At 40.5% G+C, this 17,989-nt stretch carries 11 protein-coding genes; all 11 read right to left on the bottom strand.

Features of this window, described 5'->3' with window-relative positions:
- Nucleotides 1-24: 24 nt before the first annotated feature.
- A complete protein-coding gene (locus KO513_RS19410) occupies nt 25-1,659 on the bottom strand; it encodes a sulfatase (protein ID WP_215914808.1) in 1,635 nt (544 codons plus the stop codon).
- Between the two features lie 36 nt (nt 1,660-1,695).
- Entirely contained in the window at nt 1,696-3,741 is a 2,046-nt protein-coding gene (locus KO513_RS19405; RefSeq protein ID WP_215914807.1) for a glycoside hydrolase family 127 protein, read from the bottom strand.
- A 186-nt stretch (nt 3,742-3,927) separates the two neighbouring features.
- Entirely contained in the window at nt 3,928-5,898 is a 1,971-nt protein-coding gene (locus KO513_RS19400; RefSeq protein WP_215914806.1) for a glycoside hydrolase family 127 protein, read from the bottom strand.
- A 6-nt stretch (nt 5,899-5,904) separates the two neighbouring features.
- A complete protein-coding gene (locus tag KO513_RS19395; protein ID WP_215914805.1) occupies nt 5,905-7,479 on the bottom strand; it encodes an MFS transporter in 1,575 nt (524 codons plus the stop codon).
- A gap of 41 nt (nt 7,480-7,520) precedes the next feature.
- Nucleotides 7,521-9,602, bottom strand: coding sequence for a glycoside hydrolase family 127 protein (locus KO513_RS19390; protein WP_215914804.1), 2,082 nt, complete (start codon nt 9,600-9,602; stop codon nt 7,521-7,523).
- Between the two features lie 236 nt (nt 9,603-9,838).
- On the bottom strand, nt 9,839-11,626 hold the full coding sequence (locus tag KO513_RS19385; protein WP_252735982.1) for an arylsulfatase: 1,788 nt from the start codon (nt 11,624-11,626) through the stop codon (nt 9,839-9,841).
- Between the two features lie 26 nt (nt 11,627-11,652).
- Nucleotides 11,653-13,728 (bottom strand): DUF5696 domain-containing protein, encoded by a 2,076-nt coding sequence (locus tag KO513_RS19380; protein ID WP_215914803.1) that lies wholly within the window; start codon nt 13,726-13,728, stop codon nt 11,653-11,655.
- A gap of 62 nt (nt 13,729-13,790) precedes the next feature.
- Nucleotides 13,791-14,438 carry a bifunctional 4-hydroxy-2-oxoglutarate aldolase/2-dehydro-3-deoxy-phosphogluconate aldolase gene (locus KO513_RS19375; RefSeq protein ID WP_215914802.1) on the bottom strand — a complete coding sequence of 216 codons (648 nt, stop codon included), beginning with the start codon at nt 14,436-14,438 and terminating at the stop codon, nt 13,791-13,793.
- The gene (locus tag KO513_RS19370; RefSeq protein ID WP_215914801.1) at nt 14,431-15,381 is read right to left on the bottom strand and encodes a 2-dehydro-3-deoxygalactonokinase; all 951 of its coding nucleotides are present in this window, start codon (nt 15,379-15,381) and stop codon (nt 14,431-14,433) included. The genes KO513_RS19375 and KO513_RS19370 overlap by 8 nt, the downstream gene beginning before the upstream one ends.
- Nucleotides 15,381-16,829, bottom strand: a complete 1,449-nt coding sequence (locus KO513_RS19365) for an aldehyde dehydrogenase family protein (RefSeq protein WP_215914800.1) — start codon at nt 16,827-16,829, stop codon at nt 15,381-15,383. The genes KO513_RS19370 and KO513_RS19365 overlap by 1 nt, the downstream gene beginning before the upstream one ends.
- Entirely contained in the window at nt 16,804-17,970 is a 1,167-nt protein-coding gene (locus KO513_RS19360; protein ID WP_215914799.1) for a mandelate racemase/muconate lactonizing enzyme family protein, read from the bottom strand. The genes KO513_RS19365 and KO513_RS19360 overlap by 26 nt, the downstream gene beginning before the upstream one ends.
- Between the last annotated feature and the right edge of the window lie 19 nt (nt 17,971-17,989).

Raw genomic sequence — 17,989 nt, 5'->3', positions numbered from 1 at the left:
TTTGTGTTAATGCTAATTTTAATGTTAGTTACTTCTGTTTTTAGATTGTTGTGAATTAAAAAGCTTTAAGAGGTTAGCGGTAACATTGGGATTGTTATTTGCTATGTTTTTAGTTTCTTCTGGGTCTGTCCTATGGTCATAAAGCTCCAGATAAATTGGTTCTGAGTCTAAATTCTCACGGTCTTTCCAGACAATAAAACGATATTGGTCCGTTCGCATGGCATACCCCATAATTTGGTTCTCAAATAGTTTTCGGTCCCATTTTTCTCCTTGTTGCTTTTTGATTTTTAGTTCTACCTCTTCAAGTAGTGTTCCAAAGTAGGTTTCCCGCATAGCAGGTCTTAATGGGTATGAGCCCCATTCCCGTAACGCCGGTGAAGGAAACTGACTGAATACTGCGGTTTTCCAATCTTGTTTTGGGTTATCAAGAAGAGGTACAAAACTTTTTCCTTCCACATGACTTGGTTTTTCAATTCCGGCCAGTTCGCAAAGGGTAGGGTACATATCTATTAACTCTACCAATGCTTCGGTTTGAGCTCCTTTATTTTCAAGGGGTATATCCGGAGTCCATATCATAAGAGGAACCCTCGTGGCAATTTCGTAGTTAGTGGCTTTGCCCCAGATGCCCATATCACCTAAATGGTAGCCATGGTCGCTCCAAACAATAATTATCGTATTATCACGAATACCTGCATCTTCCAGTGCTTGTATGGCTCGGCCAATTTGGGCATCAACGTAACTTATGCAGGCTAAGTAAGCGTGTTTCAGGGTTTTTGAAAGTTTGGACGGCAATTTACCCGTTTTTGGTATGCCCGAACGTACACGTAATTCAAAAGAGGGGTGAAGCCCCATGGTTGCCCCGTCATGTGGAGGGATGCTATCCAATGCCATGGGAATTTTGGATTCATCATAAAGGTCCCAATATTTTTTTGGGGCTACCCAGTTTAAATGAGGCTTATGAAACCCGAGACCTAAAAAAAAAGGTTGATCGTTGTTCTTGGCCATTTTTTTTATGTCCGCAATGGCAAGGTCTGTATTATATCCGTCGGCATAGGTGTTGTCGGGAACATCGGCAGATTCATAAGCGGGTCCCATGGCCAAACCGTATTTTGCTACATTACCGTACTTGGAAAACATTTCTTTTCGGGTTTCTTCTTTTATTTGCTGATTTTCAGGAAGGGCAAAACTTACCACGGATTTTGGATGTGAATCCGGTACCCGACTCCATGATAGGGAATCGTCCAAATCGCCATGATGGAATATCTTTCCGTAATAGGCAGACTCGTAACCATTGTTTTTAAAATGCTGAGGTAAAGTAACAATGTCCGGGTGTAGTTCCCGTATTTTTAAATAATTATGAAAAATGCCACTGGTCTCTGGCCGGAGTCCCGTAAGAACGCTGGCTCTTGATGGTCCACAAATTGCCTGTTGGCAATACGCCCTATTGAATTGTAAGCCTTGGCTTGCCAGCTTATCCAAATTAGGACTTTGGGCTATTTCAGAACCATAGCACCCCAGTTCTGGTCTGAGGTCGTCTATGGCTATAAATAAAATATTTGGTTTTTTGGTAAGCGCTTTTCCAGATTCACTTTTTTGAGAATTACAACCTAAAACATGACCGAGCAGGAAAAAATAAACGATACATTTTGACAGATTCATTTCTTTCAAATTACTTAATTTTCCTTAGGTCTTAAATCAATATTGCAAGGGCAACCAAACGGTCATATCGTTAACCCCTCTATTCGCCCAGGCAAAATAAGGTATCATTTTAATGGGGGTTTTCTTAAGTTCCGGTTTTACCAACGGCTTATATAATTGGTTGGTCCAATCCTCTTTTGGTAGGAGATTGGCCTCTCCTTCCAAGATAGTAACACCGGATAAAAGATTAGCCTCGTATTTTGGCTGTAGGGTAATGTTCGTAGGCACTACAATATCATTTATACTCGTGCCACTCTCTAAATCCGCACTCTCTAAACAATAAACTAATGGTCCACGTTTTACAGCTACTTGGTTTCTGGTTTCCTCCACATTTGGGTCGGCAGTAATTAAAAGAGGAGCCATGGGCAATTCTAGTTCTACGATATCACCCTTTTTCCATTTTCGGTTAACCTCGGCATAGGAACCCGCTTTTAGAGATTGGTGTATTTTTTCTCCATTTACCTTAATATTTGCCCCTTTTGCCCAAGATGGGATACGTAGCATTAGAGCGTATTCTTTTTTCTTTTTGGAATCAATAGTGATTTTGATATTTCCGTCCCAAGGATAATTGCTCTGTTGTGTTAGTTTGATGTTACTGCCATCTGCTAAATCGGTATCAAGAACGTTACTTCCGTATAAGTTTACCCAAACTCCTTTTTCTGAAGTGCTATAAGCGTAGGTATGCATTTTAGCAATGGTACGGATGATGTTTGGAGGGCAACAAAAAACCGACATAAATTTCCCACGTTTGCCTTCGTCTTTTGTATTCTGTGGGTGACCTTCTATAAAACGCAATGGGTTGGTGTAAAAGAAATGCTCGCCGTCTAAGGAAATACCTGAAATGGCACTATTGTAAAAAATGAGTTCCATAATATCGGCAAAACGGCCTTCACCGTTCATTAAGAACATTCGCCAGTTCCACATGGCGTTTCCTATATTGGCACAGGTTTCGTTATAAGCTTTTATATTGGGAAGCTCATAATCTTTACCGTAAGCTTCGGCAACAATTGCATGATTGGATGTTCCGAAATGGTGAGGGCCGGTAGCTCCGGTCACGTACATTTTTTGAGTGGTTACGTTCGTCCAAATACGCTCTAGGTAATCTTTTAAGATTTGGTCCCCGGTTTCAGCGTACAAATCGGCTACACCGGCATACAAATAGTTGGCATGGCCGGCATGGCCTACGGCTTTGGATTCCTCTCTAACGGAAGTACCTCTTTGGCTATGGTCCATACCACGATGGTCTCCAGGTTTTTTTGGTGCTGTACCCAGCATGTTTACGAAAGACTCCGTAAGCTCTAAGTATTTTTTGTCTCCAGTGGTACGATACATTTCTACTAACCCCATATAGTGTGGCGGGTTCCAGTCAATACGAGCAAGCTCCGGAGAGGGGTTTTTGAAGTGGTCATAAATATTATCGCTGGCTTTGATAGCAATGTCTAGAAAGTTCTTTTTTCCTGTAATTCTATAGTGTACGCAAGCTGCGGTCATTAAATGACCAAAATTGTAAAATTCGTGTGAAGGACCGTTGGTATATGGTTTTTCATCGCTTTTAAATGGATGTGCGGATTCATGAAGAAAACCAGCGATACCGTGACCTATTTGAATTTTTGTGTGAATGTAGCCATCAGGACGTTGTGCTTTGCCTATTACAGATATAATCTCATCCATCTGTTGGTTTATCTTTTCGTCTTTGGTCATCGCATATTCATACGCCAAAGCCTCAACATATTTATAAAAGTCTCCATCTGTAAAAGACCATCCTCTAAATTCACCCTCTTCAAGACCGGCGGCTACTTTAAAGTTGGTATAGGCATGGATTATTTCGGGGTCGTCCATGAGTCTTCCTAAATTAGGAATCATTAAGTCATGAGCTGCTTTAAGTTTATCGGCCCAAAACCCATCTGTCCATTGGCAGTCATCTATATCAATGGTTTTAAGGTTCATGTACGGGGTCTTTGAATTGTTCATGACCCCATGTTCCTGTGCCAAGCAGCTAATAGATATGAATAAGGCAGCGGCAAGTGAAATTGTTCTTTTCATAGTTCTGTTTTAAAAAGATAAATGTTCTAGTTAAGTTGAGATGGTTGCTCGGGATAGTACCCTGAGTCTCACAAATAAAGCACTAAAACAAATGTTTCAATTTACACGGGTTAACTGACATTAGCATTATTTTACCTATTTGGTCCGGTCTAGTCTGTTTTTATGTGTTTTTTTTGATTTGTATAATTAATCTTCCCATACCACAGGCATGAATACGGTCATTTCGGCCTGCCCGCGATTACTCCAGGCAAAATAGGGTACAAGTTGGGTTTTGTAAGGTGTCCATTCGGGCTTTTGAACGGTTCTGTAGATACCTTCGCCTTTATCTTTTCGGATTAAGACTTCTCCTTCAAGAGTGGTAATTCCACCTAAAAAATCCGGTTGATAAGTAGGTTCCAGCTTTTTATTTCCGTTAAAGTAAATATCCAGAATGCCTGTATTCTCAGGCAAATCTGGCGATTCAATGCAGTATACTATTGGACCACGTTTTATGGCTATTTGGTTGCGTACTTCTTCAATTCTTGGATGACCTTCTACAAATTCAACTTCCATTGGCATATCTAGAACAAGTACGTCCCCGTTTTTCCAATTGCGTTCAATTTGGGCGAAGCTTCCGGGAGTTAATGAGTTTGTTAGTTTTTCTCCGTTGAGTGTGAGTGTTGTGTTTTCGGCCCATTTTGGAATTCGTAAACCAATGGTAAAAGCATCTGCTTTACATTCTTCGATATTCAATTTTACCGTTCCTTGCCACGGATATGCCGTTTCTTGCGAAATTTTAATGGGAGAGCCATCCTGTAGCTGCGATACTAAATTATTGGCACCATAAAGATTTACGGTTACCCCGTTTTCAGAAAGACTATAGGCCCATTCCGAAACCGTGGCAATGGTACGCACCAGATTTGGCGGGCAGCAGAAACAGCTTAGATAGGGTTCCCTGTTAGGGGTTTCCGTTACGTTTTCATGCGCATGGTAATCTCTGGTGTTGTTTAGCATCCGTAAGGGATTTGCATAAAAGTATTCCTTTCCTGTTACGCTAATTCCGGATAGGGCACTATTGTAAAGGACCAGCTCAACAATATCTGCATATTTTGCTTCGCCTTTTAAATTTAGCATTCGGTAACTGAACATGGCGTTACATAAATTGGCACAGGTTTCATTATAGGCGGTCATATTGGGCATCATGTATGCATCTATGAAACCCTCTTCTATCATATCACGATTTACCGAAGCGCCATAATGAGCTTGGCCTACGGCACCCGTTACATACATTTTTTTGGTCGTAACGTTTTCCCAAAGACGATCTAAAGCATCAATAAGGGCTTTTTCTCCTGTCTCGGCATAAACATCTGCAGCTCCTGCATAGTAATATAGGGCAAGAACAGCGTGCCCCACGGCTTCATTAGATTCCCGTAAAGGTGTACGTTCCTGTACCATATCGCCAATAGGGTAGCCCTCAGTAGTTGGGTGATGTTTTACTTCATATTTCCCACGGTAATCAATAAACTTTTCGGCAAGAGCCAAATACTTTTTATCACCTACTGTACGATACAGTTCTACCAAGCCCATTATCTGCGTCTGGTTGAAGCCAAAACGACCATAATGTTTGGTGTCCGGCATAAAAATGGTGTACAGTAAATCTGCATGTTTTATAGCGATATCCAAAAAATTACGTTGACCGGTAACCCTGTAGTGAATGCAGGCGCTAATGAGCAAATGACCGGTATTGTACATTTCATGGTACTTGCGGTTTTCGTAGCGGTCTACGCCTTCTCTCAATTGAATTTGGGTCTGTAGGTACCCATCTGTTTCTTGTGCCTTGGAAATGATTTCTATGTATTCATCCAACTCCTTTAAAAGTTCATTATTTTGGGTTTGGGCGTATACATAGGTCTTGGCCTCCATGAATTTGTAGAAATCCCCATCATGCCAAAACATGCCTTGGTGTTCCCCTTGTTTTTCGCCGGCCGCTATTTTAAAATTGTTGAGCGCATGGCCTACATCTCCACATAATACATCGGCCATATAAGGTACCATGGCATTGGCACATAGCTTAAATTTATCGGCCCAAAAACCATCTGTCCATTGGCAATCTCCAATATTCAGACTCTTTAGTTGGGTATACGGGCTATTTATATTTGAGGGTGTGGCTTGTTTCATTTCTGTTTATTTTTTTCGTCTGGTGGCCAGTGCTAATTGTACTTCTTCTATAGTCATGTTTTTGGTCTCCTTTAAATAGATATAAAGAATGACCAAGCCAATGCTTACTACAATGGCATAGAATAATAGGGTAGAGCTTATGCCCATGGTAGCTAATTGCCATGGGAAAAATTTCTGCACCAAATAACTTACAAAACTGGTAATCAAGGTGAAAAATGGGATGGCTATACCTCTTAAGGAAATAGGGAAAATTTCAGAAAATAACACCCACATCACCGGACCTACGGAAAAATGGAAGGCTCCTATAAAACTTAGAATACCCAATAAAATAAGAAGGGCATTTATATCTGCCGCTTTTTGCAACAATAGGCCCGAGTAGTCTCTGGCATCCGTTTCTCCCAATGTTTCTATGAGTGCCGCTTTAAAGCTTATGTCACTATCATAAGGTATGTCTATTAATGGGTTTAACCTATCTGCATTAGGTATGGAAGACATATCTGAAATAGCACTTTCCGTAATAGTGTAGTTGGCGGTTTTGAATCCGTAGAAACAAACCCCAAGACTTAACACAATCCAAAGCATGCCCCAAATAATCATTGGTCTACGGCCTATTCTATCTACCAAGAGCAGCCCTAAAACTGTAAATACGATACTGGTAAGTCCAATATAGATGGCTTGGGCAAAAGCTGCATCCGTACCTATTCCCAATTGTTCAAATACGGTAGGGGCATAAAAAAGAATGGCATTTATTCCGGTGGCTTGCTGGGCAATGGCAATGGTCATTGCAATAATCATGGTAACCCGCATTGGTTTACCAAAAATTTCTTTAATCTGAGTGCCTACGGAGCGGTCTTGGTTACTACTCTCAAGACTGGAGTGCATCTGTGTTATTTTGGCTTGAATTTCATTTTCCGGGGTTACTTTTTGTAGTGTTCTTATGGCTTCCGGTTCACGTCCTTTGTACAATAACCAAGCTGGACTTTTAGGAACAAAAAACAAAAGTATGAACCATAACAGGGCAAAAATAACCTCTGTGCCCAGCATCCAACGCCATGTATTTGTATCCAATCCCCATTCTTGTACCCATGGAGCTTCCGAGTTTGCCCAACCCAAGATGAGGTAATTGATAAAGTAAGCAGCGGAAAGACCTACAACAATATTTATTTGCGTCATAGATACCAATTTTCCACGCCATTTTGGAGGGGCTATTTCACCAATGTACATAGATGCCAAAGAAATAGAACTAAAAGCCAAACCGCCCATAAAACGGGCTACTAATAGTGATGCGTATGTGGATGCCAATGCAGAAGCTACTGCCGAACCAAGGTAGAGGGCAGCGGCAATCATTAAAGTGGTTCTCCGGCCATATTTGTTACAGGCATAACCCACAAAAACGAGTGCCAATAGCACTCCCATTGCGGGGGCTCCCACTACCGATCCCAATTCTAGATCGGTAAGCGAGAATTCCTGTGTAATAAATTTTATAGTTCCGGATATTAAAGCGGCGTCCAACCCAAAGACAAAACCGCCCATAGCTACTATAGTTGCGTACGTAAAAGCATTCCTTTTATAAGAACCCATAAGAAAAGTTTAAGTTAAGATGTTATGAGCCATTATAGATGCTAATTCCAGATTACAGGAAGGAAAACCGTCATCTCTCCTTGACCTCTATTGCTCCAAGCATAGTAAGGTATAAAATTGGTTTTAAAAGATTGAAATTTAGGAGAGCTTACTTCTTGGTACATTTCACCGGGTTTGTCTTTTCTAATTAAAATTTCACCTTCCAAAGTGGTAACACCTCCCAAGAAATCCGGTCTGGAAGTAGGATTCAGTTTTTTATCGGACGAAAGATAAACATTGGTGATATCTGTTTTTTCGGGTAAATCTGCTGATTCTATACAGTACACAACCGGGCCTCTTTTTAGAGCTACTTGGTTTCGAACTTCTTCAATGCGAGGGTGACCTTCTATGAACTTGGTCTCCATGGGCATATCAATGGTAATTTCGTCACCAGCAGTCCATTTTCTTTCAATTTTGGCGAATGTACCCGGAGCGGCATCGGCTACTTTTGTTCCATTTACCTTAATTTGGGTTCCTTTTGCCCAGCTAGGTATACGAAGGAGGACATCAAAAGCATCGGCTTTACATTCATCAACTGTAATCTTTACGGCACCGTCCCAAGGGTAATCTGTCTTTTGCGTAAGTTTTATTGTTGAACCATCCAATAGGGTCGTGTTCAATTCGTTTCCTCCGTATAAGTTAACCGCAATTCCGTTTTGGGATTTGCTATAGGCCCATCCCGGAGATTTTGCAATGGTACGTACTAAGTTTGGAGGACAACAAAAACATTTAAGATAAGGTTGTCTTTCGGGAAACTCAACGTTCATTTTTTCATAGTCTAGCGCACCTTCAATTTTCCGAAGAGGATTGGAGTAGTAATAATTCTTTCCGTCCAAACTAATGCCTGATAGTCCGCTATTATGCAACACAAGTTCCATAATATCGCCGTGCTTAGCATCACCGGTAAGGGTAAGCATACGGTAATTGAACATAGAGTTACAAATGTTGGCACAAGTTTCGTTATAGGCAGTCATGTTAGGCATCATATACTCATCAATAAAACCTTCTTCAATTTTATCTAGACGGGAAGAACGCCCATAATGCGTTTGGCCAATGGCTCCCGTGATGTACATTTTTTTGTTGGTAACATTGTCCCACAGCCGCTCCAATGCATCTATTAATGCTTTTTCTCCTGTTTCGGCATATACATCGGCAGCTCCGGCATAGAAATAAAGCGCTAGTACGGCATGACCTACAGCCTCGGTTTCTTTACGAAGAGGAACACGTTCTTGTACCATATCTCCAATAGGATACCCTTTTGTGGTCTCATCATCTTCAATTTTATAAGTACCTCGCATATTTATGAATTGCTCGGCCAACTCTAAGTAGCGTTTGTCTTTGGTAGTACGGTACAATTCTACCAAGCCCATAATCTGTGTCTGGTTAAAGCCAAAACGTTTTAAGTGATCTGGTTTTGGAGAGAATAATTTGTACAGATAATCGGCATGCTTTACCGCAATGTCCAGAAAGTTGGTCTTACCCGTTAAGCGGTAATGAACACAGGCACTGGTAAGTAAATGTCCACTATTGTATAGTTCGTGATACCTTCTGTTGGTGAAGGGGTCTATGTCATCTCTAATAATTGCTGGAGTAGAGAGGTAACCATCTGCTTGTTGCGCTTGCGCAATGACATCTATGATTTCATCTAATTCTTCAACAATTTTTTCGTCTTTATTTACACCGTAGATGTACATTTTGGCTTCCATCCATTTATAAAAATCGCCATCATGCCACCAGAAACCTTTGTGTTCACCTTCTTTAAGTCCCGCTGCTATTTTAAAGTTATTATAACCGTGACCTATATCGCCTTTAAGGATTTCACCCATGTGCGGAATCATCGTTTCTTCTGCAACTTTCCATTTATCGGCCCAAAAGCCTTCGGTCCATCTACAATCGCCTATATCAATACTTTTTAATTGAACATGTGGACTGTTGGTATTATTTATAATACCTTTTCCTGTATCAAGGTTGGCAGCATAGTCTCTAGTTTCTATGGTTTCTGAGCCAAGGTTTTTGTCTGGCCCGGTTTGCTTGCAAGAAAGCAGGTACAAAACGACGCAAATGGAGAGGGTTATTTTTTTCATAATCAGATGGTTTAAATGGAACGCTGATCGTTATTTTTATAGTAATTCGTAACTATATGGACAAAACTGTAGCGCAGCGTAGCATACAAATAAAAGGTAATAGGCTAGAAGTAGATTTGTAGATTTTATCCGCTTGCAGCACTATTTTAACCTTATTTGTAAATAAACTGATTAAAATATGGTACTTGAGTATAATGCAATATTGTGTATGAAGAAGCAGCGAAGCTCTTTAAAGGTTAGTCAACCCGCTCAACATCCACGAACAATGGGCCTTTAGCAAGTCTTTCGGTTTTGATAAAGGCATGAAAGTTTCCTGTTCCCTCAGGAAGTGTAACATTTGAGAAAGAGACCTTTGCTTGGTTCTTGCTCACAGGAAGCTCTATATGCACGTCTTTGTATTTTAAGTGTGCAATTCCATCTTTATCAAGTTTTGGAAGGTCTAAGCTTACGTTGTATGTGCCGGCTTCTGTTTTTACGCGCCAGTGGCCTAGGTCATTTTTTGAGATTACCCTAGGGCCGCCCCAATCAAACTGGGACAGGTTGGTTGAGCGCTGCATTGAGCTGCCAAGATAAATACGTTGAATGCCTTTGGAGTCTCTTTCTTCGGTAACCTCGTCAAACCAATTTTCATAACGGGCTAGAAGTTTTTCTACAATATCTGGATGGTTATTGGCTAGATTGATACGCTCACTTGGGTCATTTTCTACATCGTATAATTCTAGGTTTGCCAGAACTTTTTTTAATTCTTCGTCCTTAGGTTGATACAGGATGTGGTGTGGGTCATCATGTGGACTTACCAGTTTATATTTTTGGGTACGAACGGCAAAATGCATGTACTTGAACACGGTTGGCCCGTAATGCATTTGGGTGATGAATTCCCTGTCGCCAAAGTTGGTTTTCTCACCTTTCCATAGCGGAAGTAATGATGTGCCGTCTAATTTAATACTTTGGGGGGCGTCAATATTGCAAACGTCCAGGATTGTGGGCAATACATCTATTACCGCACCCATTGTGCTGTTCTGTTGTGCCTTTTTGATGTTTTTTGGCCACCTAACAAAGAAAGGTACACGTGTGCCACATTCGTATACACTTGTTTTGGTTCCTCGTAAATTTGAAACCCATCTTCCTGGGTAAACGTCGTTTTTGGTACGTCTGTTCCTTGGCCCGTTATCCGAGAGGAAAATAACTATTGTATTATCTTCAATGCCCAACTGTTTTAATTGTTTTAGGACCCTGCCTACGTTGGCGTCAATATTATCTATCATGCCGTAAGTTTTGGCATTGTCTTCATGAAGCCCCAATTTTCTATAAGGTTCCGCTTTTTCATCCGGTACTTCTAGCGGAAAATGAGGGAGATTGGTAGCTAGATACGTAAAAAATGGCTTATCACTTCTCGCGCTCATAAAATCCAGAGCGGCATCGGTAAAAATATCATCGCAATACCCTTTATACTTTTTAGGCTCATTGTTATGCTCAAGAATGGGGTCAAAATAGGTGTTTCCTGCAGGTCCTGCAGCTTGCCCTATTCCGCCGCCTTTATGAACCAAAGCTTCTTGAAACCCTTGGTCAGTAGGACGCATGGGAGCATTGTCTCCCAGATGCCATTTTCCGAAAATACCCGTGCGATAACCATTTTCAACTAAAATCTCGGCTAGTGTTTCCTCGGAAGTATTCATAAAGTGATCCACTTGCGTAACTCCTGTAACTCCAGTCCGGTAAGGATAGCGGCCCGTTAAAATTGCAGCTCTAGTGGCGGAACAATTTGGGTAGGAGAAGAAATGGGTCATTTCAAGACCTTGTTCACCTATTTTCTCAATGTTTGGTGTTTTTAAATAAGGGTTGCCATGAGCGCCAAGATCGCCATAGCCTTGGTCATCGGTAAGCATAATGAGAACGTTTGGGCGATCTTGAGCCCGTAAAAAAGTGTTGCTAAAAAGTAGTGTAACCAACAAAAACGGGAATAAAACGGTGTTCAATTTGGTCTGTTTTAATGTTATTGTACCATTTTCCATATCTGTTACCATTTTATTTCCGTTTTTAAAAACACTTTTTAGTCCATATGTAGGCTCACCTGAAAGTGACCGGTCTTAACACTGCCATCTTTCATCTTTATTCTATAACCGTATCCAGGAATGGAAGTACCATCTTCTATCTTTTGGGCTACCGGGCCTAAGTTGGCAATTACTTCGGTGCCACTGGAAAAGCGACTTCTCTGTACTTTATAATCGGCACTTAGGTATTCGTGGCTTTTTAATTCCGAATAGAACGTTTCCTTATGAACAGGGCTTACCAAATCTCTGGCCATTTCTATCATTGGGCGCATGCCTTCAAATTCGTAAGGTGCAAAGAATATGGTGGTGCCTCGGCCAAATAGCATACTTCTTAAGGCTTTGATTCTAAAATCGCCATTAGCGGTAACCTCATTGTCCGGGTCTTGAATTTTTCCAAAATTGGCTATAGCTTCATGATATACCAAATTGAAAAGCGGAGCAGGGTGGGAGATGACCGAAAGTGGGCGGTCTTCCAAATAGGTCATTCCTTCAAACATATCAAAGTAAGGAATCCACTGTTCTTGACCATGCTCGGTTCCGTTTACTAGATTAAAGCTGTCAATGTATTTGGCCAGCTCAATACGGCTTTCCTTACCGTTTTCGCGATAAGCGGCAAAAGTAATATCCGTAATATCGGCCTCTAGGCCTAAATATGAGATTTCGTTTTCAATATTTTCTTGTGCCAGTCCTTTTTGAAATTTTGGGTCTACACGTGCCCAACGACTTCCGGTATTCATCAATTTTCCTTCGGCATCACGCTGCATAAGGTCCGTTGTAAAGTTAGGGTCGTTCTCCAGCATTGGTGAGTAGGCGTGGTATGATGAGTACAAGTACCCATAAGATTTTGCTAAATCTACTGCGGCCTTCAATTTTTTAGGACCGCCCAGAGCTTCGCTTATTGGGTGGTTGTGTGGAACAAAGTTGGAAAAGGTTCCCCAAGCATGCACAAAAGCTTCATTTACTTTTAAATCGTCATGAATAGTCTGGATCGTATTTTTTAACTCATCAAAAGTAAAGGCCATACCTGGCATGTTTACATAATGTGGGTAACCTCCGTAAATTCCAAAATATATTGCTCCCGGTAACTTATCTACATTGGGATTTCTTTTTAATTTATCTTTTAAGGAAACAAAGTGCCCACGGGCCTTAGCTTCCTTCTGATATTCTTTGGCCATATCTACGTAATCGCCACCCGGAATAAAATGGTAGCTCATACGCATCTTACCTTTTTCCTCGTTCAATTTCCAGATAGGGTCAAGAAAAACAATACGTTGGTATGTAGACATTTCTCCTTTAAAAAGGTATTGTCCGTTATTATTGATATTGTATTGCATGAGGGGTCTGGCAGATTCATCTACAATACCCATTACGGCAGATTTTTCATTATACGTACCCCACCAAGGCATGGTAAGTCCGGTGCCGTTGTTGAACAACTCTAAAAAACCTTGTGATTTATTGTTGTAAGTGGCATCGTCCCATTTGCAAAACCGACCCCCGTTCATGGGAAAAATATATGAGGGACAGATAACTCCCTGCTTTTGTGGGATTACAGCTGCGCCCTTATCCTCGTCCGTTTTTAAGCTAAAAGCCCGTGCAGGGTAACGCAAGTCCAATAGTTTAAAATTACCGGAATTATGCTCTAGAACCTCTACATCTAGTTGGGCTGTTTTTGCATCCAACTTTATTTCTGTGGCGATAGATACCCCGGTTGCCGTGGAGCCATCTTCAAGAATAGGGTCTATGAATTTAAGCGATACGGTATTATCGGAAGCTTTTGAAACTTCAATTTTCTTGCTCTTGGAAATGTTGATCGTATGTTTTTTTCCTTTAGAGTCAGTTAAGGTTAACAGACCCGCAGCATTTTCCCACGGGTCCGATTTCCAAATGTGGCCCGAAGTCTTTTCGGTAACCGAAAAACAGCCGGTCTTTGAGTCTACCGTAACGTTCAACTTTTCATTTTCCAAAACAATGGGGTCTGAACCCTGTGTATTCATTGCAAAGGCGCTAAATACAGGTAAACAGGTAATTGCTAAAAGTAGAATAGTTTGTTGTATTCTTTTTTTATTGTTTTTCATTTTTGGAAGAATTGATTTAGTCGAATATGTGCATGGGTAGCTTGTTACCACTTGCTTAAAAATTATTGTTTTACAAATTCTTTGATTTCGTTTTTCATCTTAGCGAAATGCTCTTCAAGACCTTCGTAATTTCCTTCGCGAAGCATTTTTTTGTCAAAAAGAGAACTTGCCATACCGGCGCCAACGGCTCCTGCTTGAAAAAACGATTTAATGTTATCTACGGAAACGCCTCCCGTGGGCAACAATTTTATCTCGTTTAATGGGGCCAAAACATCTTTAATGTATTGAATGCCCAGTTGCGTTGCCGGAAAAACTTTTACCGCAGATGCACCTAATGACCATGCTTTGTAAATTTCGCTTGGGGTATACGCACCTGGGAAAATTGGAATTTTATTGGCTACACAATGCTTTATTACCTCTTCATCAATGATAGGAGTTACAATAAATTGAGAACCGGCCTCCAAAGCTTTGGTCAAATCTTGCATGGTACATACCGTACCGGCACCTACATTAAGTTCTGGATATTTTTTTGCCAAAGTTGAAATGGTCCGGGCAACTTCAGGAGAGTTCATGGTAATTTCAATAGTATAGAAACCACTTTTTATATAAGAGGGAATAAGTTTAAGTACTTCCTCTGTGTTAAGACCTCTAAGGATACCTACTATAGGGTTTTGATTGTATTTATCCCATGAAAATATTTTATTATGCATACGTCTGTAATATTTGTTGTTGTCCTGTTAATAATGCTTGTTCCAAAGTTTGCTCTTCAAAGCAAACAATCCGTTCTGCTGGTAAAAACGATTCCAATGCCAGTTTATACAGTATATTGTAGATACCGCTTGCTGCTAGAAAAATCGTTCCTTTTTTATTCTTTAAACCGGCTAGTTCGCCACCGATCATTAGGCCGGATAAAAAATAAAAATTTTGCTCACCAGAAACTTGGTTAATCAGGGTATTTGCCCTAATCGAGAACAAAGATTGCATTTGCTGATCTGCCAATCCTTTTTCCACTCCTTTTAAGAACATATCTTTAAAAGATTCATTCCAAGGGGCTGGGCTTAAAGAAGCAGATAAAATAGTGTGCTTGCTAATGGTGTCAAAAAGTTCACCCGTCATAAACGTGGTAAAATCTTTAAAAACATTTGCTTCAAAAGCAATATGCTTGCAATGCGTGCCCGGCAATAACAGAACACCTTTGTCATACTTAGAGAGCTCTGCAGACAGTCCAATTGCCTGAACTTCTTCGCCCCGCATAACATCTGCGTTGGTTTTAGCTCCAGAAACTAATAATAGGTCGGGCATATCATCAAAAGGAATGTATTTGCTAATCAAGTCCTTACCATTAAAAGCTAAGGGCATATTGGCGTATTCCAATTCATGCATGCCAATAGAGGACGAGAGCATTCCGGAAGCTACTATGACATAATCATTACTGATTGTGCCATCTAAATTTTTAATCTGTTCTTTTAGGTATGCTTCAAAGAACTGATTTTGAGATAAATGGGACTGATCCTTGAATTCACTAAAACATTTTTTTATGCCCATATCCGTCGTGTGTTCCGACAGGATTTTGAGCGTTGTGGTTTCAATTAAACGCAGCCGAAAATTGGTTGTTCCCCAATCGCAGCTAATAAACTTTTCGGGTAATTTCATTAGTGTTGTAAAGCTTTGGTTACTCTTTTTTTGGCAAGATAATCATCTAGCGCAAAAGTAGAGCAATCCACTCCAATACCACTGTTTTTGACACCACCATGCGGTAAGTATATGTCATATTTTACCCCGTTAAGCTGTACTTCTCCAAACTCTAGGGCGTTGGCAAAGAATTGAAGGGTTTCATTGTCCTTGGAAAACACATAAGAAGCTAGACCTGCATCTGTATTATTGGCCAGTACAATAACTTCTTCTTTTGTTTTAAATGGAACAATTAGTGCTACAGGACCAAAAACTTCATGTTGAAGGATTTCTACATCATTAGAATCAAATGTGATTGCCGTTGGTTCAAAATAATAACCAGGACCCTCAAGCGCATTGCCGCCATATACCAATTTACCACCTTGGGCAATGGCTGTTTCTACGATTCCCTTTACGTTTATAATGGACTGTTTATTGGCTAAAGGACCCATGTCCGGTTTGTTTTCTCTCCCAAAACCAAGTTTAGTAGTTTTAAACTTTGCAACCATACCAGCGGTAAACTCCTCTATAAGAGATTCATGAACAAAAAAGCGGTTGGGAGCTACACAGATTTGGCCGGAGTTGCCAACTTTAAGAGCGGTTCCAATATTAACGGCCAATTCTAGATCAGCATCTTTACACACAATAAAAGGAGCGTTTCCGCCACATTCCATGCTGTATCTTTTTATAGAAGTTTTTGCACTTTGTGCGATAAGCTTCTGAGCAGTTTCCGTAGAACCGATCATAGTTATCAATCTAGGTATTTTACTTTCGCAAAGCGGAATACCAACATCCTGCAAATCACCACAAATAACGTTTATAACACCTTTTGGAAAATTAATTTCGGCGCATAGCTCTCCAATAATATAAGCTGATAAAGGAGAAAATTCCGAGGGCTTTAGAATTATACTTGAACCAGCAGCTAGTGCAGGACCTAGTTTAAAACCTAAATTCAAAAGTGGGAAGTTATAGGCAAGAAAGGCAACTGCGACTCCCAAAGGTTGTGATACAAAATGATGTTCGTGAGTACCTTCTTTATCTTCAATAGGAAGGTCATTACGCTTCAGTATTTCTTGGGAATAGTACTGTAACGAATTGGTAATACTGGTAAGATCTTCTTCCGAACCTTCCCAAGTTTTTCCCATTTCGTGCATAATGCTTTCGCGTAGCAAGTCGCTATTTTCAATTATTTTGTTCCTAAGCTTATCGATCCAATTTAAGCGTTCTTGTATGGGGAGTTTTGACCAACTCTCGAAACCTGATTGTGCAGATTCCAATGCTCTTTTGGTGTCTTCCAGACTGGCCCATGCAATAGTAGCTGTAGGCTTTTCATCCGCAGGACAGATTACCTCAAAAGTCTTATGGTTTGAGGCTTCAACAAGTTCACCATCAATATATAATTTCTTATGACCGAATTTTAACTGCTCCATCTTTATGTATTTCTTTATCTAAATAGTATTCTAATTTGTCCATGTCAACATCTACGCCCAAACCTGGTGCTCTGGGTACTTCTAAATGTCCGTTTTCTAGTTTTACGTTATGAAGGGTAACCTCGTCGCGGAGTGCATTTTCCGTTCTATCCAATTCCATAGTAGGAAGGTCATTGTACATTCTGCCTGGATTCTTGTCTAGGTTGGCTACTAAATGAATAGCGGCGCTTATAGCGATCCATGTTCCCCAAGTATGCGGAACTACATCTTTATTATAGGCTTGTGCTAACGTTGTTATTCGCTTGGCTTCGGTTAACCCTCCTGTAGCGCAAATATCCGGTTGGGCTATATCTACACAGTCATTTTCAAAAAGTCGTTTAAAACCAAATTTCAAATATTCACATTCACCGCCTGAAATAGGTATAGTTGTGTTTTCTCTTAATCTGCGGTAACCGTCATAATCTTCGGGAGATACCGGTTCTTCAAACCAAGAGATATCATACTTTTCGGCCTTTCTGGCCAATTCAATGGCTTCTTTATAGGAATATGCGTGGTTGGAATCTATCATTAGTCGCATACTTGGTCCTATGGCCTTGCGTATGGCCGCAATGTATTTTAGGTCTTGTTGAATACCTAGTCCAACCTTCATCTTGGTAGCTTTAAACCCTTGGGCTTTGTAAAATAGAGCCTCTTCTACTAAAAGTTCTTCAAGGTTTTCGCAACGTGTAAAGTAAAGTCCGGTGGCATAGGGCTCAATAATAGGGTTTTTGATGCCTCCCAGTAAAACGGATACAGGTTGGTTGAGCAACTTTCCTTTTATATCCCATAGTGCAACGTCAATAGCGCTAATGGCAGCTTGGAAAGCACCACTTCTTGCATAATCCATAGAGCGCCTATACATTTCTTGCCATAGGATTTCATGTTCCAATGCGTCTTTTCCTAGAAGAAAGGGTGTGAAAAAGTCAATTCCGGATTTAATGACCTCCGCAGGCCCGTATCCTTCTCCCCATCCGTAAGTGCCATCATCCAAAGTTATTTTTACGATACATATTTTTCTAGTATCATACTGCCATTGCGAAAAATAGAAGGGGGTATCTAGTTTGTATGTAATTACAAAAGGCTCAATCTTTTGGATTTTCATAATAAAATTGCTTATAGTT

Origin of the sequence: Zobellia sp. B3R18 (assembly GCF_018860715.1) — a bacterium.
Taxonomy (GTDB): Bacteria; Bacteroidota; Bacteroidia; order Flavobacteriales; family Flavobacteriaceae; genus Zobellia; species Zobellia russellii.
The sequence above is the reverse complement of the archived record's forward strand: the minus strand, read 5'-3'. Positions and strand labels throughout refer to the sequence as shown.

Bases quoted from the DNA above. Each gene is read 5' to 3' on its own strand.
- KO513_RS19410 (WP_215914808.1), bottom strand. From the start codon at position 1,659: ATGAATCTGTCAAAATGTATCGTTTATTTTTTCCTGCTCGGTCATGTT.
- KO513_RS19405 (WP_215914807.1), bottom strand. From the start codon at position 3,741: ATGAAAAGAACAATTTCACTTGCCGCTGCCTTATTCATATCTATTAGC.
- KO513_RS19400 (WP_215914806.1), bottom strand. From the start codon at position 5,898: ATGAAACAAGCCACACCCTCAAATATAAATAGCCCGTATACCCAACTA.
- KO513_RS19395 (WP_215914805.1), bottom strand. From the start codon at position 7,479: ATGGGTTCTTATAAAAGGAATGCTTTTACGTACGCAACTATAGTAGCT.
- KO513_RS19390 (WP_215914804.1), bottom strand. From the start codon at position 9,602: ATGAAAAAAATAACCCTCTCCATTTGCGTCGTTTTGTACCTGCTTTCT.
- KO513_RS19385 (WP_252735982.1), bottom strand. From the start codon at position 11,626: ATGGTAACAGATATGGAAAATGGTACAATAACATTAAAACAGACCAAA.
- KO513_RS19380 (WP_215914803.1), bottom strand. From the start codon at position 13,728: ATGAAAAACAATAAAAAAAGAATACAACAAACTATTCTACTTTTAGCA.
- KO513_RS19375 (WP_215914802.1), bottom strand. From the start codon at position 14,438: ATGCATAATAAAATATTTTCATGGGATAAATACAATCAAAACCCTATA.
- KO513_RS19370 (WP_215914801.1), bottom strand. From the start codon at position 15,381: ATGAAATTACCCGAAAAGTTTATTAGCTGCGATTGGGGAACAACCAAT.
- KO513_RS19365 (WP_215914800.1), bottom strand. From the start codon at position 16,829: ATGGAGCAGTTAAAATTCGGTCATAAGAAATTATATATTGATGGTGAA.
- KO513_RS19360 (WP_215914799.1), bottom strand. From the start codon at position 17,970: ATGAAAATCCAAAAGATTGAGCCTTTTGTAATTACATACAAACTAGAT.